16 protein-coding genes and 1 pseudogene are annotated in these 24878 nt (G+C 45.3%); 4 read left to right on the forward strand and 13 right to left on the reverse strand.

Annotated features, from left to right (window positions below; all coding sequences use genetic code 11):
- Positions 1 to 3: 3 nt before the first annotated feature.
- Both MHB66_RS09600 and MHB66_RS09605 read right to left on the reverse strand, forming a co-directional pair.
- Positions 4 to 564: a hypothetical protein gene (locus tag MHB66_RS09600; protein ID WP_235362249.1), complete on the reverse strand. Its 561-nt coding sequence runs from the start codon at positions 562 to 564 to the stop codon at positions 4 to 6.
- Positions 565 to 1065: 501 nt separating this feature from the next.
- On the reverse strand, positions 1066 to 1296 hold the full coding sequence (locus MHB66_RS09605; protein WP_034284049.1) for an excisionase family DNA-binding protein: 231 nt from the start codon (positions 1294 to 1296) through the stop codon (positions 1066 to 1068).
- A 322-nt stretch (positions 1297 to 1618) separates the two neighbouring features.
- Between MHB66_RS09605 and MHB66_RS09610 the strand changes: the two genes are divergently transcribed.
- Positions 1619 to 2221, forward strand: a complete 603-nt coding sequence (locus tag MHB66_RS09610) for a DedA family protein (protein ID WP_034284052.1) — start codon at positions 1619 to 1621, stop codon at positions 2219 to 2221.
- 38 nt (positions 2222 to 2259) lie between these two features.
- On the opposite strand, the gene MHB66_RS09615 is transcribed toward MHB66_RS09610, so the two are convergent.
- Positions 2260 to 3081 carry a uroporphyrinogen-III synthase gene (locus tag MHB66_RS09615; RefSeq protein ID WP_046311372.1) on the reverse strand — a complete coding sequence of 274 codons (822 nt, stop codon included), beginning with the start codon at positions 3079 to 3081 and terminating at the stop codon, positions 2260 to 2262.
- A gap of 142 nt (positions 3082 to 3223) precedes the next feature.
- On the opposite strand from MHB66_RS09615, the gene MHB66_RS09620 reads away from it, so the two are divergent.
- Complete coding sequence (locus MHB66_RS09620) at positions 3224 to 3844, forward strand: GPR1/FUN34/YaaH family transporter (RefSeq protein WP_024425703.1); 621 nt, start codon at positions 3224 to 3226, stop codon at positions 3842 to 3844.
- 38 nt (positions 3845 to 3882) lie between these two features.
- Here the strand turns inward: MHB66_RS09620 and MHB66_RS09625 are convergent, their stop codons facing one another.
- Positions 3883 to 4902, reverse strand: a complete 1020-nt coding sequence (locus tag MHB66_RS09625) for an LLM class flavin-dependent oxidoreductase (protein ID WP_046311375.1) — start codon at positions 4900 to 4902, stop codon at positions 3883 to 3885.
- A gap of 173 nt (positions 4903 to 5075) precedes the next feature.
- Between MHB66_RS09625 and MHB66_RS09630 the strand changes: the two genes are divergently transcribed.
- Entirely contained in the window at positions 5076 to 10778 is a 5703-nt protein-coding gene (locus MHB66_RS09630; protein WP_342490550.1) for a hypothetical protein, read from the forward strand.
- A 21-nt stretch (positions 10779 to 10799) separates the two neighbouring features.
- Here the strand turns inward: MHB66_RS09630 and MHB66_RS09635 are convergent, their stop codons facing one another.
- The 9 genes and pseudogenes from MHB66_RS09635 to MHB66_RS09675 form a co-directional block, all read right to left on the reverse strand.
- Entirely contained in the window at positions 10800 to 11360 is a 561-nt protein-coding gene (locus MHB66_RS09635; protein ID WP_046311380.1) for a CatB-related O-acetyltransferase, read from the reverse strand.
- 63 nt (positions 11361 to 11423) lie between these two features.
- Positions 11424 to 12791, reverse strand: coding sequence for an MATE family efflux transporter (locus MHB66_RS09640; protein ID WP_046311382.1), 1368 nt, complete (start codon positions 12789 to 12791; stop codon positions 11424 to 11426).
- Between the two features lie 25 nt (positions 12792 to 12816).
- Positions 12817 to 14301: a D-alanyl-D-alanine carboxypeptidase/D-alanyl-D-alanine-endopeptidase gene (gene dacB, locus MHB66_RS09645; protein ID WP_046311384.1), complete on the reverse strand. Its 1485-nt coding sequence runs from the start codon at positions 14299 to 14301 to the stop codon at positions 12817 to 12819.
- 126 nt (positions 14302 to 14427) lie between these two features.
- A pseudogene (locus tag MHB66_RS09650) lies at positions 14428 to 15403 on the reverse strand (pectinesterase family protein).
- An 84-nt stretch (positions 15404 to 15487) separates the two neighbouring features.
- Entirely contained in the window at positions 15488 to 16189 is a 702-nt protein-coding gene (locus MHB66_RS09655; protein ID WP_046311386.1) for a DUF421 domain-containing protein, read from the reverse strand.
- Between the two features lie 66 nt (positions 16190 to 16255).
- Positions 16256 to 16579 carry a nitrite reductase small subunit NirD gene (nirD, locus tag MHB66_RS09660; protein WP_024422642.1) on the reverse strand — a complete coding sequence of 108 codons (324 nt, stop codon included), beginning with the start codon at positions 16577 to 16579 and terminating at the stop codon, positions 16256 to 16258.
- A gap of 23 nt (positions 16580 to 16602) precedes the next feature.
- Positions 16603 to 19014, reverse strand: a complete 2412-nt coding sequence (nirB, locus tag MHB66_RS09665; protein WP_080943454.1) for a nitrite reductase large subunit NirB — start codon at positions 19012 to 19014, stop codon at positions 16603 to 16605.
- 69 nt (positions 19015 to 19083) lie between these two features.
- Positions 19084 to 21243 (reverse strand): molybdopterin oxidoreductase family protein, encoded by a 2160-nt coding sequence (locus MHB66_RS09670; protein WP_046311391.1) that lies wholly within the window; start codon positions 21241 to 21243, stop codon positions 19084 to 19086.
- The gene (locus MHB66_RS09675) at positions 21240 to 23489 is read right to left on the reverse strand and encodes an FAD-dependent oxidoreductase (protein WP_342490551.1); all 2250 of its coding nucleotides are present in this window, start codon (positions 23487 to 23489) and stop codon (positions 21240 to 21242) included. Before MHB66_RS09675 ends, MHB66_RS09670 begins: the two co-directional genes overlap by 4 nt.
- 168 nt (positions 23490 to 23657) lie before the next feature.
- Here MHB66_RS09675 and MHB66_RS09680 point away from each other — a divergent pair, with 168 nt between their 5' ends.
- A complete protein-coding gene (locus MHB66_RS09680) occupies positions 23658 to 24860 on the forward strand; it encodes a nitrate/nitrite transporter (RefSeq protein ID WP_034280687.1) in 1203 nt (400 codons plus the stop codon).
- Positions 24861 to 24878 lie beyond the last annotated feature (18 nt).

Here is a 24878-nt window from a genome sequence, read left to right on the forward strand (position 1 = left end):
GGCTTATTCAAATATGTCTTGTTTGTTCTCCAAGATTTTGGACACTTTCATTTTCACTCGTGGAACCTGATCTTTTTGATTAACATCATGTAAAATCTTCTCTACTTCATTTTTATCAGTTTTAAGGATTTTAGGTGAAAATTGTTCCACTAGGGCCGGTCTATTTCCTGCACAGTTTGCCATTGTATCTAGTGCAATTAAGCTGAAAGACCTTCCTTTGTTTAGCCAAGATTTCATTCTTTCCCAGGTTGGACAGCTGACGGCTGCCAGCCTTCCCCACTGATCGTGAAAATGGGTGCAATTTGACTCCATCCAATCCAATATTTTGTGAGAACGGAAACGGTGCAGGCAAATAAAAGCCTCTAACGGCAATTCTTTTTCACTGATCGATTTCATTTTTTTCAATATATGGTGTAATCCCTCATCTTCTGGCAAACAGCTGGCTGCTGCCCACAAAAGCGGATAAAGGAATTCTTCGTCCGCCTGATCCAAAAGTTCCCTTACCCATTCAGCGGCAACTGTACCTAGAACATCAGCTGCGATTTCTAACATTCGTGATTTCACTTCGGCATGCTCCGTTTCATAAAACCTACTATGAACAGAATCCAAGATTTTTTGCCGGTCGTGCTGTTTCAGCGCATCGATGACATCATCCTCAAGAAACCATCTAGTAATTGAAAAGTCTATTAAAGACGCCAAATCATGCCTAACGACGTGTAATGTTGGTGCTTTCTCACTTTTGGTGACGATGACGTCCTTCTCTGATTGGAAAGCCTGTCCGTCCTCTCCATAAAAATCATCGTGCAGTAAAAATTGGTTAGGAGAATGGAGAACGGAGAACGGCTAAGTGATAAGGCTGTTTCGGTTCATCAGACGCTTCTACAACATTCATTTCGTTTTTTTGACAGGCGTCACATAAAGTAGTTGTCCCCACCATTTTCACTTCCTTTTACTGCTAATGATTGTCATTCGAGAAAGAGCGGAAACCATTTGAGCATAAGTTAATATAAAGATTATTCTTTCTACATTGATCCATGTTGAATCAATTGAAAAAATGACAATATTCTAATCTTCATCCTTTACATCGGGGTCTTCCGGAATCGGTTCATTTAAGATCTCTTGGACGAGCTCTTTATATTGTTCGAGCTGCTTTAAATGCGTTTGAAACTGCCCTTGATAAATAAGATAAGATTCCCCGTCAAATACGTAACGGATCTTTTTTTGCTGGATTAATTTTTTAATATACGCTTCTGATACTTCCAAGTATTCAGCTGTTTCTGCAATTGTTAAATACATGTTTGTGCACCACCCGTTCGTTTCATCTAGCAAATTATATCATGTTCTGCTGAAAAAACGGATGCAGCCTATTCTTTTATGGTGACTATTTTTCACATAGCAAGTAGATCGTCTAAATGCCGGCAAATATGGTATGATAAAATCTGCTAGACGAGAGCTTTTTAACATAGACTTGATGAAAAAGCCAGGTTCAGTGGTGTCTGTATGAGCCGCAAGCCATGCTGGCATATATAGAAAGCATACTCATGAGAAAAGCAAAACAAGCATAGGCTCTTATAAGGATGCTTGAAGAAAAATCGTATTTAAAGGCAGAGTGAAATGAATGGGAACCTTTTTTAATGAAATTTTAACCTGGCTGACAAGCCTTGGTTATGTAGGTGTAGCACTAGGGCTGATGATTGAAATCATTCCGAGTGAAATTGTACTTGCCTATGGCGGATATATGGTGTCAACAGGCACAATTGGTTTTGTAGGAGCTGTGATTGCCGGCGTCATCGGTGGTACGCTCGCCCAGTGTTTTATTTACTGGATCGGTCTGTACGGCGGAAGACCTTTTTTAACAAAGTATGGAAAGTATTTGTTCATCCATGAACATCATATCGCGACTGCAGAGCGCTGGTTTGACCGGTATGGAACCGGTGTAGTCTTTACCGCCCGCTTTATCCCTGTTGTCCGTCATGCCATCTCGATTCCAGCGGGTATTGCCAAGATGCCTTTTTTGAAATTCGTTTTCTTGACAGGATTAGCTGCCATCCCTTGGTCTATCTTATTTATCTATCTTGGCATGCAGCTTGGGACAAAATGGGATCATATTCAAAGTGTTGCTCATGCTTATACAACCCCTATTATGGTCATTGCCATTGTCCTGATTGTTCTCTACTTTGTACTCAAAAAAATTCGGACGAATCGAAAACGGACAATCTAACCAAAACGCCTTTCACTGATCTGGTGAAAGGCGTTTTTTTATGAGTGTGCTGATTGTTTTTCCATATATCGGGATAGCTCTATTATCATTGCACCCATTCTCTCAAGTGACGGGGCAAGAATTCGGTCTATTCCCTCTTCTTTTAAAGCTTCAGCAGTGACTTTCCCGACGGCTACTGCAAGCACGTGCTGCTCGAATAATGCTTGCAATTCTTCTTTTCTTCCCCATTCTGCAGCTAGTTTGAAAAAGGCGTGAACTTGGACAGCGGTTGTAAAACAAACGGCATGTACTTGTCCATCTTTCATTTCTTTCAGCAGCGTTTCAGCTGCCTCTGGTTCAGGAGGTGTGTGCTGATATGGTAAAAGCGGCAAAACATCTGCCCCTTTTTCATGTAAAAACTGAATGAGAGCTGGTGCATTTTCACCATGAAGCTGCACCATCACACGTTTGCCTTGAAATTCCTTGTCTTCAAGCTTTGAAATCAAGTCACGAACTGTACCGTCTTCATCAGAGAGCTCAGGCTGAATTCCGCGTTTTTTCAAAGCAGCAAAGGTTTTGTACCCTCTTGAAGCAATATGGGCATTTGATAGAATGTTCATAAATTCTTTACCAAGCTGCAGCTCTTCTGCACTCTCAATCAATGTATCTGTACCGATGCCTGTTGTCAAGATCACCCAGTCGGCCCCTTGTTTCACAAAGGTTTCTATGCCTGGCTTTAATTCCTCTTTGGCTAAAAATACGGTTCCTTGAAGAGAACGAATAACGGCTTGTCCCCCTTGCTTTTCGACAAGTGTACGCATTTCTTCTGTTTTTCTCGTTCCACAAATGGCAATCGTTTTTCCAGATAAGCCCTTCCTCATTTTATCCCTCTTTTTCTATCACATTTGATATGTATTAAATATAGATTTATTTGGAAGACGATGCAAGTGTCTACTAAAAAAGAGCTTGACGTTTCTATCGAATTCGAGTATCTTTTGTAAGTGCAAATTGTAGGAGGTCATTATGGAAAAACAGAATGTTCAAGCAATTCGATTATCAATTGCAGACCCAACACCACTTGGTTTGTTTGGTTTAGCAATGGTGACGCTCGTTGCGTCCTCACAAAAACTAGGAATCACAGATGGCACTTCCCTTATTTTACCTTGGGCTATCTTCCTTGGAGGAATCGCGCAGCTGATCGCGTCCATACAAGATTCAAAGCATCATAATATTTTTGGAGCCACTGCTTTTGGCGCATTCGGTCTTTTCTGGATGGGCGTTGGAACAACTTGGCTCATTCAAGCCGGCGTTTTTGGGAAAACGCTTGCGGGAGCAGCAGATCCAAAACAGTTAGGTTTTGCGTTTATTGGTTATTTGATTTTCAGCTTGTTTATGACGATTGGTGCAATGGAAACACATAAAGTATTATTTTTGATTTTCGTCTTTATTGATTTCTTATTCATTGGTCTTTCCCTTAGCACTTTTGGTGTGATGTACGATGTGACTCATACCATGGCTGGTATTGCGGAATTGATTATTTCCCTGCTTTCATTTTATGGTTCTGCAGCTGTTGTCCTTAATACACATTTTGGCCGTATTGTTCTGCCAATCGGACAACCATTTCGCATTTTTACAAAAGCTTAAATAAAAAAGAACTGCTCTGTGCAGTTCTTTTTTTATGTTTATTTTTCTTGTGCCTCTTGAAAGATCTCTCCGATGATTTCATACGAACGCATTCTTTCTTGATGATCGAACATATCAGAATTAATCATCACTTCATCTGCTTGTGTAGCTTCAATAAAGGCTTCTAATTCTATTTTTACTTTTTCTTTATCCCCAATGATAGTCGAGCTTAATTGTTCATCCACCATCGCCTTTTCATATGGACTCCAAAGACCGTCCATGCTGTCGACAGGCGCCTTCAGTTTTCCTGGTGTGTTGCGAATGAGACTTAAAAACCGCTGATAATGAGAGGTTGCCAAGTATTCAGCCCGTTCTGTTTGATCTGCAGCAAAAACCGTCACACCGACCATGGCATAAGGCTCTTTTAATACATCAGAAGGTCTAAATGACTGTCTGTACAACTCTAACGCAGGAATTGTATTTTTAGGTGAGAAATGTGCTGCAAAGGCAAATGGTAATCCAAGTTCTCCTGCAAGTCTGGCGCTAAAACCACTTGAACCAAGGAGCCAAATCGGAATGTCCAGACCTTCTCCTGGAACAGCTCTTACATGTTTTTTAACCTGACCGGTCGGCTTGAAATATTGACGAAGTTCTTCAAGCTGCTCTGGGAAATCTTCTCCGTTATGAAGATTACGTCTAAGCGCTCTTGCTGTTAACTGATCCGTCCCTGGTGCTCTGCCAAGACCTAAATCAATTCTCCCTGGATACAATGTCTCAAGTGTGCCAAATTGTTCGGCAATGACAAGTGAAGAGTGGTTTGGCAGCATAATCCCGCCAGATCCTACTCGAATTTTTTCGGTTCCTCCCGCAATATATCCAATTAAAACAGACGTTGCAGAGCTCGCTACCCCTTCCATGTTATGGTGTTCTGCCAGCCAGTATCTATGATAGCCCCACTTCTCCGCCTTCTTTGCTAAATCCATACTACGATCAAAAGATTCTTTAATGGTACCTCCTTCTGTCACTGAGGATAAATTTAAAACGGAATAGGCTTTGCCTTGTAAAACTGATTGACTCATAAATGATGTCCCCATTTCTGTCAAAAATCATACTATTTTATACTTTCAACACCATAACACAAATTCATGAAAGATTTAAATGATTTGATTCGATGATTTTCGAAATGATGATTTCCTAGGTTTTACTTCCAATTTGAAAATTTGCACATAGAATGAAATATCAATTCTAGGAGATGGGCAATTTGTACAATCAATTCGAACACAAATGTCCCTTTTGCGGTAAATACCATGAACAGCCTCATTACAAAAGATCACGTCATGACCGTCCTCGAAAAAGAGACTGTCCATTCATTAAACAAGAATATCCAAAACAAAAGATATCTCAAGGGAATCAACCTTGCCAGATTGCAAAAGGAATAAAACATTCAAAACCAAATCAAAGAGCTGGACCAAGAGGCCCAGCAGGTCCCCCTGGACCAACCGGACCTACTGGACCTGCTGGCGGGTTAACCGGCGCTCTTCCTTTTGATCCCTCACAATCACAAGATTATGATGCAGGGCAAGTGGTCACGTTTAATGGCAGTACTTACATTGCCAATGTTGACGATCCATCAGGAATACCTGGACTCTCCCCCGACTATACCCTTTTGGCTGCTTCTGGAGAAACTGGGCCTACGGGGCCTACTGGGATCGGATTAAGTGGTGTTGAAGCCTATGATCCTGTTATGGCAACAACATATTCAGTAGGGCAAGTGGTCACTTATGGTGGTGGTACGTATATAGTGGATTCTGCACCACCTTCAGGTACGCCAGATACGTCGTCAGATTACACACTTTTAGCAGCACCAGGTGAAACTGGGCCTGCAGGCGCTACGGGTATTACTGGATCTACCGGTCCTACTGGTGCCACCGGTATCACTGGAGCTACCGGATCTACCGGGGCCACGGGGATTACTGGAGCTACCGGTCCTACTGGTGCGACAGGGATTACTGGATCAACTGGCTCTACCGGTGCCACGGGCATCACTGGAGCTACTGGTCCTACTGGTGCCACGGGGATCACCGGTTCAACCGGATCTACCGGTCCTACTGGTGTTACTGGTATTACTGGATCAACTGGCTCTACCGGCGCTACGGGGATCACTGGAGCTACCGGACCTACCGGGGCCACGGGCATCACTGGACCAACTGGTCCTACTGGTGTGACGGGGATCACTGGAGCTACTGGCGCTACTGGCGCCACGGGCATCACTGGTTCTACTGGACCTACTGGTGCCACGGGGATCACCGGTTCAACTGGACCTACTGGTGTGACGGGGATCACCGGTTCAACCGGATCTACCGGTCCTACTGGTGCCACGGGGATTACTGGAGCTACTGGACCTACCGGCGCTACGGGGATCACTGGAGCTACCGGTCCTACGGGTGCGACAGGGATTACTGGATCAACTGGCTCTACCGGCGCTACGGGGATCACTGGATCAACTGGACCTACTGGTGCCACCGGTATTACCGGATCTACCGGTCCTACTGGTGTCACTGGTATTACTGGACCAACAGGTCCTACTGGTGTGACGGGGATCACTGGAGCTACCGGTCCTACTGGTGCCACGGGCATCACTGGATCAACTGGACCTACTGGTGCCACCGGTATTACCGGATCTACCGGTCCTACTGGTGTCACTGGTATTACTGGACCAACAGGTCCTACTGGTGTGACGGGGATCACTGGAGCTACCGGTCCTACTGGTGCCACGGGCATCACTGGAGCTACTGGTCCTACTGGTGCCACCGGTATTACCGGATCTACCGGTCCTACTGGTGCCACGGGCATCACTGGAGCTACTGGACCTACTGGTGCCACGGGCATCACTGGTTCAACTGGACCTACTGGTGCCACGGGCATCACTGGAGCTACTGGTCCTACTGGTGCGACAGGGATTACTGGAGCTACCGGTCCTACTGGCGCCACGGGGATTACTGGATCAACTGGACCTACTGGTGCCACCGGTATTACCGGATCTACCGGTCCTACTGGTGCCACGGGGATCACTGGATCTACCGGTCCTACTGGTGCCACGGGCATCACTGGAGCTACCGGTCCTACTGGTGCCACGGGCATCACTGGAGCTACTGGTCCTACTGGTGCGACAGGGATTACTGGAGCTACCGGTCCTACTGGCGCCACGGGGATTACTGGATCAACTGGACCTACTGGTGCCACCGGTATTACCGGATCTACCGGTCCTACTGGTGCCACGGGGATCACTGGATCTACCGGTCCTACTGGTGCCACGGGCATCACTGGAGCTACCGGTCCTACTGGTGCCACGGGCATCACTGGAGCTACTGGTCCTACTGGTGCGACAGGGATTACTGGAGCTACCGGTCCTACTGGCGCCACGGGGATTACTGGATCAACTGGCTCTACCGGCGCTACGGGGATCACTGGAGCTACCGGGGCCACAGGGGCGACGGGCATCACTGGATCAACTGGACCTACTGGTGCCACCGGTATTACCGGATCTACCGGTCCTACTGGTGCCACGGGGATTACTGGATCAACTGGCTCTACCGGCGCTACGGGGATCACTGGATCTACCGGTCCTACGGGTGCGACAGGGATTACTGGATCAACTGGCTCTACCGGGGCCACGGGCATCACTGGTTCTACCGGTCCTACTGGCGCCACGGGCATCACTGGAGCTACTGGTGATACAGGGGCGACGGGCATCACTGGATCAACTGGTCCTACGGGTGCCACGGGCATCACTGGAGCTACTGGTGATACAGGGGCGACGGGCATCACTGGATCAACTGGTCCTACTGGTGCCACCGGTATTACCGGATCTACCGGTCCTACGGGTGTCACTGGTATTACTGGACCAACAGGTCCTACTGGTGTGACGGGTATCACTGGATCTACCGGTCCTACGGGTGCCACGGGCATCACTGGAGCTACTGGACCTACTGGTGCCACCGGTATTACCGGATCTACCGGTCCTACTGGTGTTACTGGTATTACTGGATCAACTGGCTCTACCGGCGCTACGGGGATCACTGGAGCTACCGGACCTACCGGGGCCACGGGCATCACTGGACCAACTGGTCCTACTGGTGTGACGGGGATCACTGGAGCTACTGGTGATACAGGGGCCACGGGCATCACTGGAGCTACTGGACCTACTGGTGCGACAGGGATTACCGGAGCTACTGGTGATACAGGAGCCACGGGCATCACTGGACCAACAGGGATTACTGGATCAACTGGCTCTACCGGGGCCACGGGCATCACTGGTTCTACCGGTCCTACTGGCGCCACGGGCATCACTGGATCAACTGGCTCTACCGGGGCCACGGGCATCACCGGTTCAACTGGACCTACCGGTGCCACGGGGATTACTGGATCTACCGGACCTACCGGGGCCACGGGCATCACTGGTTCTACTGGACCTACTGGTGCCACCGATATTACCGGATCTACCGGTCCTACTGGCGCCACGGGGATTACTGGATCAACTGGACCTACTGGTGCCACCGGTATTACCGGATCTACCGGTCCTACTGGCGCCACGGGCATCACTGGATCAACTGGTCCTACGGGTGCCACGGGCATCACTGGATCAACTGGACCTACTGGTGCCACCGGTATTACCGGATCTACCGGTCCTACGGGTGTCACTGGTATTACTGGAGCTACTGGTCCTACTGGTGCGACAGGGATTACTGGAGCTACCGGTCCTACTGGCGCCACGGGGATTACTGGATCAACTGGACCTACTGGTGCCACCGGTATTACCGGATCTACCGGTCCTACTGGTGTCACTGGTATTACTGGACCAACAGGTCCTACTGGTGTGACGGGCATCACTGGATCAACTGGCTCTACCGGTGCCACGGGCATCACCGGTTCAACTGGACCTACCGGTGCCACGGGGATTACTGGATCTACCGGACCTACCGGGGCCACGGGCATCACTGGTTCTACTGGACCTACTGGTGCCACCGGTATTACCGGATCTACCGGTCCTACTGGCGCCACGGGGATTACCGGATCTACCGGTCCTACTGGTGCCACCGGTATTACCGGATCTACCGGTCCTACGGGTGTCACTGGTATTACTGGACCAACAGGTCCTACTGGTGTGACGGGTATCACTGGATCTACCGGTCCTACGGGTGCCACGGGGATTACTGGAGCTACCGGTCCTACTGGTGCCACCGGTATTACCGGATCTACCGGTCCTACTGGTGCGACAGGGATTACTGGTTCTACCGGTCCTACTGGCGCCACGGGCATCACTGGATCAACTGGTCCTACGGGTGCCACGGGCATCACTGGAGCTACTGGTCCTACGGGTGCCACCGGTATTACCGGATCTACCGGTCCTACGGGTGTCACTGGTATTACTGGAGCTACTGGTCCTACTGGTGCGACAGGGATTACTGGAGCTACCGGTCCTACTGGCGCCACGGGGATTACTGGATCAACTGGACCTACTGGTGCCACCGGTATTACCGGATCTACCGGTCCTACTGGTGTCACTGGTATTACTGGACCAACAGGTCCTACTGGTGTGACGGGCATCACTGGAGCTACTGGACCTACTGGTGTGACGGGGATCACTGGAGCTACTGGACCTACTGGCGCCACGGGCATCACTGGATCAACTGGACCTACTGGTGCCACGGGCATCACTGGAGCTACTGGTGATACAGGGGCGACGGGCATCACTGGATCAACTGGACCTACTGGTGCCACCGGTATTACCGGATCTACCGGTCCTACTGGTGCCACGGGGATTACTGGATCAACTGGCTCTACCGGCGCTACGGGGATCACTGGAGCTACCGGTCCTACTGGTGCGACAGGGATTACTGGATCAACTGGCTCTACCGGCGCTACGGGGATCACTGGATCAACTGGACCTACTGGTGCCACCGGTATTACCGGATCTACCGGTCCTACGGGTGTCACTGGTATTACTGGACCAACAGGTCCTACTGGTGTGACGGGTATCACTGGATCTACCGGTCCTACGGGTGCCACGGGGATCACTGGATCAACTGGACCTACTGGTGCCACCGGTATTACCGGATCTACCGGTCCTACGGGTGTCACTGGTATTACTGGACCAACAGGTCCTACTGGTGTGACGGGTATCACTGGATCTACCGGTCCTACGGGTGCCACGGGCATCACTGGAGCTACTGGTCCTACTGGTGCGACAGGGATTACCGGAGCTACTGGTGATACAGGAGCCACGGGCATCACTGGACCAACAGGGATTACTGGATCAACTGGCTCTACCGGGGCCACGGGCATCACTGGTTCTACCGGTCCTACTGGTGCCACCGGTATTACCGGATCTACCGGTCCTACGGGTGCCACGGGGATTACTGGAGCTACCGGTCCTACTGGTGTCACTGGTATTACTGGACCTACCGGTGCCACGGGTATTACTGGACCAACAGGTCCTACTGGCGTGACAGGTGTCACTGGGGCTACTGGAACAGGTGGTTTTACAGATACAGCACTTTATGCTGCTAATAGTTCTGGCCCTACCATCGTTACTGTAGCAGGAGGAACGAATATTCCTTTGCCAAACTTTCAAAATATTACTGGTTTTACAGCAAACGGCACTAGTACTGTTTTTACCGTTCTGCAAACTGGTAAATATTATATTACGTATCAAATCAACACCACTACAGCTCTTTTGATTAATACACGTTTGCTTTTAAATGGAACAACTACTATTTCTGGTTCTGTTCAATCACCTGTTATCTCAACTTCATTAATCAACAACACTGTTATTGTTAATTTAACAGCTGGTAATACCATCTCACTGCAGTTTTTTGGGGCGGTTGTCACAGCTATTTTAGTTGGCGGAGGTGGTGCTGCTGGAGCAGCCTTGACCATCATACGTCTTAGCTAAACTAAAAAAAGAAAGGCTTTTTCAGCCTTTCTTTTTTATGTCTTCTATTACATTTATACACTGTTCAATATCATACGATTGCAAAAGATGAAAAATAGATTGGATGATTGAAAACTCTAAATTCCACCATTCTAATAACTGCAGTTTTTCGATTATTTCGGATGAAAATCGATATTTCATGAGCTGCTGGGGATTTCCTGCGGCAATTGCATATGGCGGCACATCTTTTGTGATCACACTATTTGCCCCGATCACGGCCCCGTTTCCTATACGTACTCCTGACATAATCGTCGCACCATATCCAATCCATACGTCATGTCCAATATGAACATCTCCCTTCGATTTGGGATGTCCTTTAATGTCGGCAGCTTCTTTGAAAATTTGATTAAACGGATACGTTGTGACCCAATCTGTACGGTGTTCCCCGCCTAGAAAAATTTTCACTTCGTTTGCGATGGAACAAAACTTCCCAATATTTAATGTCGTTCCTTCCCCCCACGTCAACACTTGGAAATCTGGTCCGGCATAAGAAAAGTCACCGATATTGTACGAGCTCAGTTCACTTCTTTGATTCAAAAACATAGAAGATCCGGCCTCCTTAAAGTGAGAGATCTTCGTATGTATATGCTGCTTTAACCCTTTACATTATGATTGAACAAGCGCTACAATTTGTTTTTTCTTCCATACGAGCTGATAGTAGCTGTATTGGAGGAGTAAGTTTACAAAGAAAGCTGCAGGGTAGCCAATCCATATTCCTTTAATGCCAAGGGATGTATAGTGTGATAGCACATAAGCGACTGGTACTTCTACAAGCCAAATGGAACAAATACTAAAGATCGTCGGCCAAAGAACCGTCCCGCTTGCTCTCATTGTGGCTGCAACAATTTGGGCCGTTCCAAAAATGAGATAGCTCCATAATGTAATGACGACCAAACTATAGGCAATGTCTATCGTCTTAGGATCTGTTAAAAAGATAGATAAAATCTGCGGTGCAAAAATATAAACGAAAATAATGATACATCCGCCTATGGCAAAGTTAAGACCTAACCCAATTTTAATGACATCTTTCAGTCGATTCATATTTCCTGCGCCAATGAATTGAGCTGCAAAGATCGAGACCGCAATGCCAAGGCTCACTGCCGGCATCTGCACATAACTCACGACTTGATTGACAACACCATAGGCAGCTGTTGCCTGTGATCCATAATCGTTGACGAAAGAAATAACGGCAATTTCTGATAAAGAAATGAGGATCATATTAATGCTTGATGGGATACTGAGCTTTAATAACGTTTTTAATAGATCTCCTTTCATCAATAAATGCTTTCTCACCGACGCATCAATGCGAAGCGGGTGCTTTGTCTTATATAAGTAGATGTGTAGAATGATAAATGTCACAATTGTTGAAATCACAGAAGCATACGCAGCGCCGTATAAGCCGAATGCTGGCAGTCCCAGCCATCCAAATAATAAAATGGGCAGCATCAAAATATTCGTTGCCGTACTAATCATTAAGAAATAAAATGGCGTTTTCGAATCCCCTGTCCCTCGCAAGAAGGTCGTATAAACAAAATAAAGAAATAAGATCGGCATTGAGATGAATAGAATTCTAGCATAGCCCGCACTTTCCTCCACGATATTAGCGGGTGTTCCCATAAGGTTTAAGATGTCTGTTGCGAAAAAACCTCCAATGATCGCTAAAGATACTCCGATCAAAAAAGTGAATGAAAGCGTTGTGCCAATAATTTCTTTTAATTTCTGTTCATTTTTTGCTCCATACGCTTGTCCAATAAGGATCGAGCTTCCCGATCCAATTCCAATGGAAAAAGAAACGAGTAAAAAGAAAAGCGGAAAGAATGCAGAAATGGCAGCTACTGCATTCTCTCCAATCCATCTTCCGACAAGAACAATAGACACTAATTGTCCGATCGATTGCAAAATATTACTTAGCAAAAGCGGGATGAGAAAAATGGACATGGTTTTTACTAAAGATTGATTATTATCTAACGTCATGATGGTTCTCCTTCTCTCTCTAAATCTAAAGATTCTCAGCTAGTATGCTGACAATACGGTCTTCTATCTCTTTCCCTTTTTCGTCATCAACAAGGTGATTTAATAAGATGGAAAAAGCGAGCGTTTTCCCGCCCTGCGTGTCAATATATCCAGAAAGTGTGCTGACCGTTGTTAACGACCCTGTTTTTGCACGTACTTTTTCTAGTGTAGCTGGTTCCTTCAATCTGTTCCTTAACGTTCCCCCCACCATTCGTTCACTTGCCCCTGCTAAAGGGAGCGCATGTTCATAGGTTTTAAACCATTTTTCCTTTTGAATGTTTGTCAAAAATAAAGTGAACTGGTTAGCAGAGACAAGGTTAATAGGTGATATGCCCGATCCGTCACGCAGCACTGCAAGCGAAGGATCGATGCCAAACGCAGGAAGCCGTTCATTCATGACGTCCAGCCCAGCTTCAAAGCTCCCTTTGTTCTTCACTTTTTTCCCTAGTTCCTTTAGCAAAATTTCTGCATGGGTATTGTTGCTTAATTTCATCATAGGAACAAGCAGCTCTGATAATGGCATCGATGTATGGGAGGCAATTTTTTTGGCTTTTTTAGGAACTTGTTTTGATTTCAGCGGTCCCTTTACTTGAATCCCTTCCGCCTTTAACGCTCGTTTCATTAAGTCTAAAGCATAGGCGGACGGATCCCATAAAGCTACCCATTGTTTAGATGAGCTCGCTTTAACCGGAATAGTCCCAGTCAACGTAATCTTGTTGGTTCCGTGAGAGCGCTTAAAAGAGATTTTCTTTTTTTCACCTTCTGGAACTGTTTTCACTTGATTGATGACTTGAGCGACATCCGTCTTTGGGATCATATCATATGCGGCTTTCTGTCCTGCTCTTTTTCCTGGTTTTACTTCGAGAATCACGGTCCCTGCATCATAATCTTGATTCGGTGAAGCCGTGAGAGCAGAAATTTGTGCCCCGTAATATTGATCCTCATCACTCCAAGGCAGGTCAATGGAGTATCTCGTGTCATCAAACCAAGTGTCATCTGCCGCAAGCTGCCCGCGAATGGTATGTATTCCGGCCTTTTTGACTTGTTTGGCAAGTGCTGCAAAATCCTCCTCTAATAAAGCCGGATCGCCGGTGCCGCGAAGATAAAGGCTGCCATGTAGCGTTTTCTTTTGAATGGAACCATCCATCCAGATGTCTGTAGGGAATGTGTGTGTTTCTCCAAGTATATCAAGTGCGATGGCTGATGTGAGCAGTTTCATATTAGAAGCAGGAGTAAGACGAATATCGGCTTGATGTTCATAAAGAAGAGAGGTGTCAGAAGTATCGCGGACGCTGATGCCAGAGATCGCGCCCTCTAAATCAGGTGCTGTTCGTATGAATTCGTCTAAAGCTGTCATCCATTGAAGTGAATCGTCACGAGCTTTGAGTTGTTCATCTTTCGCTGAAAAAGGGAGAAATAAAATCGACAGGATACATATTTGTAAAAACATGAGCTGTGAAAAACGCTTCACGCAATCCCTCCTTTTTGTTGCAGCCAATTTTAGAAGAATATGTTCATTATACACAAAAGAACGTTTGTTCTCAAAGGTTTTTTAAACAGAAAAGTCAGCTTTCTTTGACGAAAACTGACAAGCCCCTTACCTCTTTTCTGGATTCCAGCCATCGGTTCCGCGAAGAACAGCCTGAACCGTGATTTGACTTGCTTCATTTTGGGTTAAAATGGTTGACCATTTTACGCGGTTTGCTGGACTGCTTCCCGCTCCTGTCGATCCAAATTCTTTATATCTGGCCGTTCTTTCATTGTCACGGTTATCCCAGTTATGCCATCCCTCTGCTTTCACATGATCCATCCATTTTTGTATGAAGGAATGTTACAGCCGAATGAGGTCTCCACGGACGTCCTAAATAAACCGATTGCGCAGCTGCCGTCCCCTTTTTCAGCGTAGAATCCATGAATACATAGCCGTACCTTTGCGCTTCTGTTGTGGATGCTGCAGTAATATACCCATTTCCAAGGCTTTTTATTTCAGCTCTTTTAAACACAGCTGTGGCTGATCCAAAAATAAAATCGACCGTGCCCTCAATATAGCAATTTTCATAATATTGCCGCCCTGTGCCTGTTGCATAAAGTGTATCTTGATAGCCTAACACGCGTATTTGCTTGAACACAGCCCGGTCGCCAGACACATACAGCGCAACTGCCTGACCAGCATGTCTGCCAGCTGTATTTTGAAAGGTGATATTTTCTGCATAAAAATCGTTTGCACGAATCATTGTGCTTGAGCTGTTTGTTGTACTCCCAGTGCTTGCGTTTGTATCATCATACGTAAGGATCGTCTTGTGCTGGTTTTCGCCAATAAAGGATACGTGTGGTTTATTTTGCGGAAGCAAAATTTTTTCTTTATATACGCCATTTTTAATATAGATCGTTGCCGGTTGTTGATTGTTTGCTGGAATCGCATCAATGGCAGACTGAACGGTGCGGTATGTACCGCTTCCCTTTTGATCAACGACAAGAACGCGGTTATGCCCGGCTTCTGCTGCTTGAAGTGAAGCGAAGTCAAAAAGAAAGAAAGACAAGACCATAACAATCCATACGTTTCTATATTTCATCACATATCTCCTCCTCATTTTGTGAACGTTTTCATCATTCTTTTTGATCCTATTCCATACACGCACAAAAAAACACCCACGTTTTTATGTTGTGGATGTTTTTTTAGACTTTTCATATTGCATCGCATAAATCCCTTCATTTTCAATCCATTCACAAAATAGAACGTCTCGATAAGAGGAAATATGCTGCTTTTTTAATTGCTTATTCAGCCAGGATTCATCAAAGCCGGCTTCTTGTAAATCATCTTTTAAGATTTCGCCGTCAATAATAAATGTTCTAGGCAATTTCACTTCTTTTCCCTTCACGTTCACATCTTCTGCTGTGGCTGGCGCGTATTTCATTTTCGGAAGAACACTGACAGAACCGTCCGTTTCCAAAATGGCATATTCAATTTCATTCAGTGCAAAATGGCCTTTTGCGCGAACCAGTGTCTGCAGCTGATTGATATCAAGCATATTCTTCTTCAACCGATTGTAGTGAATCTTCCCCTTATCAATCACAAGAGTAGGTCTTCCTTCTAAAAAAGCGCGAATGGATTTAAAGCGCTGTGAAAGCCATTCAACTGTATAAATAAGTACGCCCCATACCGCAACAGCAAATAAAATGTGCTGAATCCTGACTTCTGGGTCAAAAATGGCGTTTCCGACCATTTCGCCTAAAATTAGTGCAGAAATAAAATCAAACGGTGTGATTTGTGCAAATTGTGTTTTCCCTAATAATTTTGTAATAAAAAATAAAGCGAAAAATCCGATTAAGAGTTCAATCAAAATATTAACGAACGGCACAAAAATTCCTTCCTTTCTTGCTGCATTTATATACAGCATATACATGAAAGGAAGGATCTAAACCATTTATGAAGGCAATAAAATAAAGACATTGTCCCCTTCAACGAATGTTTCATATGTTTTAACGCATCCGTGATCTGGTGCTTGCACGTTTCCTGATGAAAGATCAATTTTCCAATCATGCATTGGGCAGAAAACGTGATTCCCGCTGACCATGCCTTCAGCCAGAACGCCGCCTTTATGAGGACAGCGATTTTCAATGGCTTTGAACTGCTTATTAGAGGTTTGAAAAACAGCTAATTCAAGTGTACCGGCTTCAACTGTTTTACCTAGCTGTAGCGGAAAATCTGATAGGGTGCCAATGTGAACTTTAACAACTGAAACTGTCATATGATCTCATCCCTTCAATTGATTTATACGGAAGCCGTCGCTTTTTGAAATAATTGTCTCGTGTCTTTTTGACTCTCGCGAAGCTCCTGCCAAGGCTCTTCATATGTTGAAAGCGCAATGTCCATTCTTTCGATTAAGGCTGCTCGTTTTTCATCATCCAGGAGTACTGATTGAATATGATCTAACCCAAGTCGCTCAACCCAAGCAGAGGTTCTTTCTAAATAATTTGCCGTTTCTCTGTAATATTGCAGGTATGCTGCGGCCATTTGCTCTACTTCTTCTGCTGTACTGACCTTCATTAATAAATCTCCAGCCCGCAGGTGTGTGCCGCCATTTCCGCCGGCGTACAATTCAAACCCCCCATCTATCCCCACAATACCGAGGTCTTTAATTCCGGACTCTGCACAGTTTCTCGGACAAGCAGAGACGGCCATTTTTACTTTATGCGGTGTCGCAAGACCTTCAAATTTCTTTTCAAGTGCAATTCCAAGAGCCATGGAGTCCTGCGTGCCGAACCTGCAAAATTGTTCTCCAACACATGTTTTAACTGTTCTTAAAGATTTTCCATATGCATAACCCGATGGCATATCTAGATCCGCCCACACTTTAGGTAAATCTTCTTTTTTGACACCTAGAAGGTCAATACGCTGACCGCCAGTCATTTTCACAAGCGGTATTTCATATTTGTCGACGACATCGGCTATTTTTCTCAAGTCATTTGCATTGGTGACGCCGCCGTACATTCGCGGAACAACTGAATAGGTGCCATCGTTTTGAATATTGGCGTGCATGCGTTCATTTACAAAGCGTGAGCTCTTTTCATCTTTGTATTCAAGTGGATGAAGCATGCCTAAATAATAATTCAGTGCAGGGCGGCATTTTGAACAGCCCTCTTCTGTATTCCAGTCAAGTACATTCATCACTTCTTTGACATGCTGCAGCCCTTTCTCTTTGATTTCATGAATGACTTCATCTCGTGAAAGGGTAGTGCAGGCGCAGATGGTTTCTTTTTGGGCTGTCCGGCTTGCATCCTCACCTAGCGTATGCCAAAGAATCTCTTCGACAACAGGCTGACAGCCTCCGCAAGATCGTGAGGCACTTGTACATTGCTTGACTTCCTGAAACGTTGTTAAGCCTTCTTTCTGAATGGCTTCCACAATCTGCCCTTTTGACACGCCATTACAGCCGCAAACGATATGGTCGTTTGCCATGCTGTCAATCGTGCTTTCTTGCGCCGGATCATTGGAGGTTAAGACAGATACCTTCTCCATATCCGACATATCTATTCCTTCTTTAATGTACGAGAATAAACGAGGTCCGTCGCTTGTTTCTCCAAACATGACGGCGCCTACTAATCGGTTTTGCTGGAAGACGAGTTTTTGATAGATGCCTTTTTGTTCGTCAAAAATCTTAATCGCTTTTTTCTCATCGTTTTCAATAAAATCACCAGCTGAAAATACATCAACTCCTGATACTTTCAGCTGTGTTGACAGAACAGAGCCTTCATATGGAGCAGGGTTCAAGCCGCATACATGCTTGGCAAGTACAGTCGCTTGATCGTATAAAGGAGCAACTAATCCGTACGTTTGTCCCCTGTGTTCCACACATTCTCCGACGGCATAAATGCCCGGGACACTTGTTTCCATAAAATCATTGACGATAATCCCACGGTTCACTTCAAGCCCGCTTATTTCTGCAAGCATTTTACTTGGTTTAATTCCCGCAGCCATGACGACTAGGTCTGTCTCAAGTGTAGTGCCGTCTGAAAATGATAATCCTTCTACTCTTGTATCTCCTAAAATCTCATTTGTCTGTTTTCCTAACAGGAATTTCATCCCCTGTTCTTCTAATGCTTTTTGAAGAAGCTGGCCTGCAATAGGGTCTAGCTGGCGTTCCATTAAATGAGAGCTGAGGTGGATGACATTCACTTCCATGCCTAAGTTTAATAGACCGCGTGCTGCTTCAAGCCCAAGGAGTCCGCCTCCGATGACTGCTGCTTTTTTGTACATAGTAGAGGCATTGACCATTTCCTCAGTGTCTTGCAATGTACGAAAAGCCGTCACGCCTTTTTTATCACTCCCTGGAATTGGAAGGATGAATGGAAGTGACCCTGTTGCTAAAATCAATCGGTCATAATGCACGGTCCGTCCTTGATCACTGGTGACTGTTTGGTTCTCTGTATCGATCTTCACTATGGTCTCGTTTGTAAACAGCTGAATATCATGCTTTTGATACCAGTTCCAATCGTTTAACGTAATATCTTCGACCTTCGTATCCCCTTGAAGCACTTTCGATAAAAGAATTCGGTTATAGTTAGGATGCGGTTCAGTCCCAAATACCGTCATGTCGAAACGTTCGCCGTCTGTTTTTAAAATGTTTTCAAGGCTTCGAATGCCGGCCATACCGTTCCCCACTAATACGAGTTTTTCTTTCATGATAAAACACCCCTCATGTGATCATTTTTTAGAAAGTACCATAATCTAAACATAGATGGAAAATACATGTTAAAATTTCTCACATAGTTTTTCATTCACGCCGGCTGACAGCTGTACAGGACAATATTTAAAGCCTGGCATTTTACTTTGCGGATCTAGTTGATCATCAATTAATTGATTAATTGATTGATGTTTGCTCCAGTGAAATGGAACAAATACGGTATCTTTTCGAATGGTGTCTGATATGCGGCATCTGATGATGACACTTCCTCTTTTTGACTTGATGGTCACGAGCTCCCCGTGCTGAAGTCCATACGTTTTCGCTGTGTCAGGGTGAAGCTCTGCATATGCTTCAAACTGTCTGGCAACAAGAGAGGTGCTCCTTCTTGTTTGAACGCCTGTTTGGTAATGAGCCATCACCCTGCCGGTCGTTAAATAAAGAGGGTATTCTTGACTGACGGGTTCCTTTGCAGCCTTTTTTCCATGTGTGACAACGGCAAACTTCGCTAAACTGTCAGAATGTGAGAATGCATGTTCAAATAATCTTTCAGTTCCCGGGTCTTCTAAATGAGTACAAGGCCACCTTATGCCTTGTTCCTTCCTCAGCCTTTCATAGGTTATGCCTGAATAATCAGCCTTTGCACCTTTCGTTACGGCTCTTATTTCCTCAAAGATCTCTTCTGCGGATGAAAAGGAAAAATGGCTGCCTTTTCCTAATACAGCTGCTATTTCACAAATGATTTGCCAATCGTGCTTTCTTTGGTGTTTAAGTGGATATGTTGCTTCTCTAAGCGTAACGCGCCCCTCTATGTTTGTCACGGTACCTTCATCCTCTAAATATGACGAAGTCGGTAAAATTACATCTGCCAGCGCAGCTGTCTCAGACATAAATAAATCAACGGCAACAAAAAAGGACAAGTTCTTGATGGCTTGCTGAATCAAGTGCGCGTTCGGCCCTGACTGGACAGGGTTTGAGCACATTAAAAAGAGCGCTTTGATCTCACCTGCCTCCATTTTTTCAAACATCTCAAAAGCAGACACGCCCTTTCCTGGGAGTTCTTTTTCATCAATGTTCCATCGTTCAGCCATTTCTTTTCTGTGAGCAGGGTTTGAGATATCTCGATATCCTGGAAGCTGATCTGCTTTTTGCCCATGCTCTCTTGCTCCCTGGCCATTTCCCTGGCCGGTTATTGCGCCATAGCCGCATCCAAAGCGGCCGATCTTCCCAGTAACAAGCAGAATATTCAGGAAATTACGCACAGAGGCTGTACCGTCTATTTGCTGCTCAATGCCTCTTGCTGTAAAAATCATGCCTGTCTTTTCTTGTGCGAATTTCCTTGCTATTTTCTGCATCACATCAATCGTCACACCGGTTTGCTCAGCAATGTCTGGCAGGGAGATGCGTGAGATATGCTCCTTTAGTTCTTGGAAACCTGACGTTCGTTGATGAATAAATGATTCATCGATTAAATGCTCATGCATCATGATGTGCAATATGCCGTTTGCCAGTGCGGCATCTGACCCTGGTTTTAGGCTGACATGTAAATCGGCTAATTGGGCCGTCGGAGTTCTGCGCGGATCAATGACGATGAGAAATGCGCCATTGTTTTTCGCCTCTTCGATGTAGGGCAGGAAGGTTGGCTGACATTCCGCTATATTCGTTCCAACCAATATCAACACTCGTGCATGCTTGATGTCGCTGAGAGGAAAGGTCAGGCCACGGTCAAGTCCGAATGTTTGATTTGCGGCAGTTGCTGCCGAAGACATACATAGTCTCCCGTTATAATCGATGTATTTTGTTTTCAGCGCCACTCTTGCAAATTTCCCGAGTAAGTACGCTTCCTCATTTGTAATTGATGCGCTTCCGTACACACTGATCACATCATGGCCATGTGACAGCTGAAGGGATTCTATGTTTGTTTTGATTTCCTCAAGAGCCTCCTGCCATGTCGCTTTTACAAACTGTCCGTTTCTTTTGATCAGCGGGTGATTCAGGCGATCTTTATGAAGCGCGTGCTGGTGTGCATGCTGTCCTTTCATACAAAGTCTTCCGTGCGAAGTTGGATTGTGTACGCCAATCGTTTGGTAGCGTGTTCGTCCTTCCACATGCTGCTCGATTAACTGCATTTTGCACTGCATACTGCAAAAAGGACATTGGGCTGGGAACACTCGCTTTTGTTCTTCCTGCTTTGATTTTTGCTGGGCATATTGTAAAAAAGATTGACTCATACCTTCACATCCTTATGACTTACATTTTCTTGTCTGCTTTGGTCAAATTGCGCACAGAGCTCTTCTCTTATTTCCTCATCAAGCAACTTTTCTCGAATAGAAATGTTTCCATGCCGGGAAAGCCAATCGCCAATAGATTCTTGAAAGTAAGCATTTTTCCTATACTCTTCAAGCAGCGCTTTAAAAAGTGGGATAAGCTCACTTGAATGAGCCAAGGTGTAAAAAATCTGGCCTCCTATATAAATGTTCCATTCACCCAGCTGCTTTTTCAGACAGATGTCATCAATTAGAGCAAGTTTACACGTGCAGGAAGCACCGGTGATATGAATGGAGGTGACAGCTGGTAAAAGTGTATCTTCCACTTGTCTTTCCAGCTCTATCACAAGTGACGTGACTGCTGGATCACTGCAGTCGCATGAAAGGATATGAGATAGTCTTCTTTTCTCATTGGGCATAATTGGCCAATGTTTTTTGACGATTTGTGCCGCCTGTTTTGACACACCGATAAGCCGTATTCGTTTATGCTTTGTCAGCTCTGCCTGCTCAATCAGCCTGTTCTCTAACAAAGAAGTAATGATTTTCAAAAAATCCAAATCAAGCCGGCCTCCATATAATTGAGGAATCAACATGTCTTCCTGCTCAGCAGCGCCGATTTTTTCCACCGATCCTTGAAATTGCTCGAGATAGTATTGAATGGCCGGCCGGCAGATGCCGCAGCCGTGATTCGTTTTCCATTGAAAATGTCTTCTTATTTCTTCAGCATTCACCGGCTGCTGCTTTTTAATAAACGAAAAAATGGTCTGCTCATCTACTTCTGTACATGGACAATAAAAGGCCTGCAATTCCGTTTGTTCATGTGATGATAACTGGCAGCAAGCACGGACGAGCTCTTGACACCCGCCGCACCCGGTTGCTGCCCCTGTCTGTTTTTTCACCTCTTCGAAGTTTGTCAGCTGATGAACCGAAATGCTTTTTAAAATCGCCCCTTTTGTAACGGTTTGACATTGGCAGACTGGATCTTCCATTTTTAATGAATCTAGTGGGGATGCTTGCTTTTCATAAAGGGATTTCATGACCACACTTTTATCACGTCCCACTTTCACATCTTGCAAAAGCTGATCGGCATGCTCCAGCTCTCCGACGAATAAAATGCCTGCCAGCGCCTCACGTTCAAAGACGAATTTTTTATATACCTCTTGCTCTTCATCTAAATAAGTCACAGCTGACATAAACGGAGAATGATGTTCAATACATCCAGCAGAATAAATCGGCAAATCAGGTACTTTTAATTTTGTTGAGTAAATGGGCTTGGGTGTATGTGTGATTTTTTCCCCTAAAAGATGCTTAGCGAGCACGCTTGCTTGTTCATAAACGGGCTGAACAAGACCGTGCACCATCCCTTTGTGCTCTGCACATTCTCCAATCGCATAAATATTTGGGATATTTGTCTCCATCACGTCATTGACAACAATGGCTTTTCTCGTGTGTATGCCATAATTCTCTGCAAGCTGTATATTCGGACGGATACCTGTTGTAAAAACAACAAGATCAGCCTCCACGCTGTCGCCATTTTTCAATAGAACGCCTTCTACCCTCTCACCGCCTAAGCATGCAATGGTATGGGCATTTGTTTTCACCTGAATCCCTTTTCGTATAAATTGTCGCTGTAATAATCCGGCGGCTGTTTCATCTAATTGTCGCTGCATGAGCCGCTCCGTATGATGAATGATGGTGGTTTCCAGCCCCGCAATCTGCAGACCAGCTGCCACCTCCACACCAAGCACGCCGCCTCCGATCACTGCTGCTTGTTGATAATGCACCGCATCCGCACAAATGGCCTCATAATCATCAATTGTCCGAAAAGCGTATATCCCTTTTTTGGACACACCCTGAATAGGAAGAAAATTCGGCGATGAACCCGTTGCAATGACGAGCTTGTCATAGGAAATTTCCCGGCGCGCATCTGTCATGACACATTTTCGATTTGTATCGATATGTATAACTGATTCTCCTTTGTACAATGTGATGTCATGCGCGGTGTACCATTCTTTATCCTTTAGTTCAATTTGAGCTAATGATTCGCTTTTTTGTAGAATGGGCGAAAGTTTTATTCGATTGTAGGCAGAGTGCTTCTCTTTTCCAATGACTGTTATGGCGTAATGTTCTGGCTGCTTTTGAATGATCTCTTCGATACATTTCATACTCGCCATGCCGTTTCCGATAAACACAAGTTTGCGTTTTGCCATCTGAAATCAACCTTTCTAAGCCTCTTGCTCGAGCACATTGTATGGATTGATTATGGCACACACTTGTAAAAAAGTGTTTATTCATGTCAATTTTTCTCACATAATACTTTCATTACATAAGTGAACTCGCTATCTTTAAGTCAGAAAATTCAATAGAGGAGGCGTTTTATGAAACTCTCAGAATTAAAATCAAGTGGTCATCCTAAGACATTGTTTGGTTCCTTTTTATATTTCGATGTGAGCTTTATGATCTGGGTTTTGTTAGGAGCGCTGGGTGCTTTTATTGCGCAAGATTTTGCTTTATCAACCGTAGAGAAGGGCATGATTGTCGCCATTCCAATTCTATCTGGTTCTTTTTTTCGGATTGTGCTCGGTTTATTCACCGATCGAATAGGACCTAAAAAGACTGCAGTGATGGGAATGCTCTTAACGACCATTCCGCTCATTTGGGGGTTTATCGCTGGTACAACCCTTTCAGAGCTCGTACTGATTGGGATTTTGCTTGGAGTAGCAGGAGCAAGTTTTGCTGTTGCTTTGCCAATGGCAAGCCGCTGGTATCCTCCTCACTTACAAGGAGTAGCTATGGGGATTGCAGGCGCGGGGAATAGTGGAACACTGATCTCCACATTATTTGGTCCAAGGCTTGCGGAGATTTACGGGTGGCATGCCGTAATGGGGCTCGCTCTGATTCCGTTAAGTCTTGTCTTTTTGTTCTTTATTTTCACTGCAAAAGATGCACCAAATCAGCCCGCTCCTCAGCCGATTCGGTCGTACTTTTCAGTATTTCAAGTGAAATCGACATGGTTTTTCTGTCTGCTTTATGCGATCACATTCGGAGGGTTTGTCGGGCTTTCCAGTTTCCTCAGTATTTTCTTTGTGGATCAATATGGGGTTTCGAAGATTCATGCTGGTGATTTTGTGACCCTTTGTGTGGCGGCAGGCAGCTTCTTTCGTCCTGTGGGCGGTCTCATTGCCGATAAAATAGGTGGAATGAAAGTACTGCTTGGATTATTCGGAATCATCGGCATCTGCTTAGGGGGAGTGAGCAGTCTTCCAGCTTTACCTGTGGTCATTGCGCTTTTGTTTGCCGGGATGATGTGTCTTGGGATGGGGAATGGCGCTGTTTTTCAGCTGGTGCCTCAAGTATTTCATAAAGAAATTGGGATTGTGACCGGAATTGTTGGGGCTGCTGGAGGCATTGGCGGATTCTTTTTACCTAATATTCTTGGCAGTTTAAAAGAATTGACTGGCTCATATACGTTTGGCTTTTTGACCATTTCTCTTTTTGTTCTTATTGTCTTCCTCTGTTTAGTCGTATCGCAGCTTAAACGTAAAAAAGTGTTGATCAATCATACCATTTCTGAATCATAAAAAGCCATGACCACACGT

The organism is Bacillus sp. FSL L8-0167 (assembly GCF_038630295.1).
GTDB classification, from domain to species: Bacteria; Bacillota; Bacilli; order Bacillales; family Bacillaceae; genus Bacillus; species Bacillus safensis.

Bases quoted from the DNA above. Each gene is read 5' to 3' on its own strand.
- MHB66_RS09605 (WP_034284049.1), bottom strand. From the start codon at position 1,296: ATGTATTTAACAATTGCAGAAACAGCTGAATACTTGGAAGTATCAGAA.
- MHB66_RS09610 (WP_034284052.1), top strand. From the start codon at position 1,619: ATGGGAACCTTTTTTAATGAAATTTTAACCTGGCTGACAAGCCTTGGT.
- MHB66_RS09615 (WP_046311372.1), bottom strand. From the start codon at position 3,081: ATGAGGAAGGGCTTATCTGGAAAAACGATTGCCATTTGTGGAACGAGA.
- MHB66_RS09620 (WP_024425703.1), top strand. From the start codon at position 3,224: ATGGAAAAACAGAATGTTCAAGCAATTCGATTATCAATTGCAGACCCA.
- MHB66_RS09625 (WP_046311375.1), bottom strand. From the start codon at position 4,902: ATGAGTCAATCAGTTTTACAAGGCAAAGCCTATTCCGTTTTAAATTTA.
- MHB66_RS09630 (WP_342490550.1), top strand. From the start codon at position 5,076: ATGGGCAATTTGTACAATCAATTCGAACACAAATGTCCCTTTTGCGGT.
- MHB66_RS09635 (WP_046311380.1), bottom strand. From the start codon at position 11,360: ATGTTTTTGAATCAAAGAAGTGAACTGAGCTCGTACAATATCGGTGAC.
- MHB66_RS09640 (WP_046311382.1), bottom strand. From the start codon at position 12,791: ATGACGTTAGATAATAATCAATCTTTAGTAAAAACCATGTCCATTTTT.
- nirD (WP_024422642.1), bottom strand. From the start codon at position 16,579: ATGACAGTTTCAGTTGTTAAAGTTCACATTGGCACCCTATCAGATTTT.
- nirB (WP_080943454.1), bottom strand. From the start codon at position 19,014: ATGAAAGAAAAACTCGTATTAGTGGGGAACGGTATGGCCGGCATTCGA.
- MHB66_RS09670 (WP_046311391.1), bottom strand. From the start codon at position 21,243: ATGAGTCAATCTTTTTTACAATATGCCCAGCAAAAATCAAAGCAGGAA.
- MHB66_RS09675 (WP_342490551.1), bottom strand. From the start codon at position 23,489: ATGGCAAAACGCAAACTTGTGTTTATCGGAAACGGCATGGCGAGTATG.
- MHB66_RS09680 (WP_034280687.1), top strand. From the start codon at position 23,658: ATGAAACTCTCAGAATTAAAATCAAGTGGTCATCCTAAGACATTGTTT.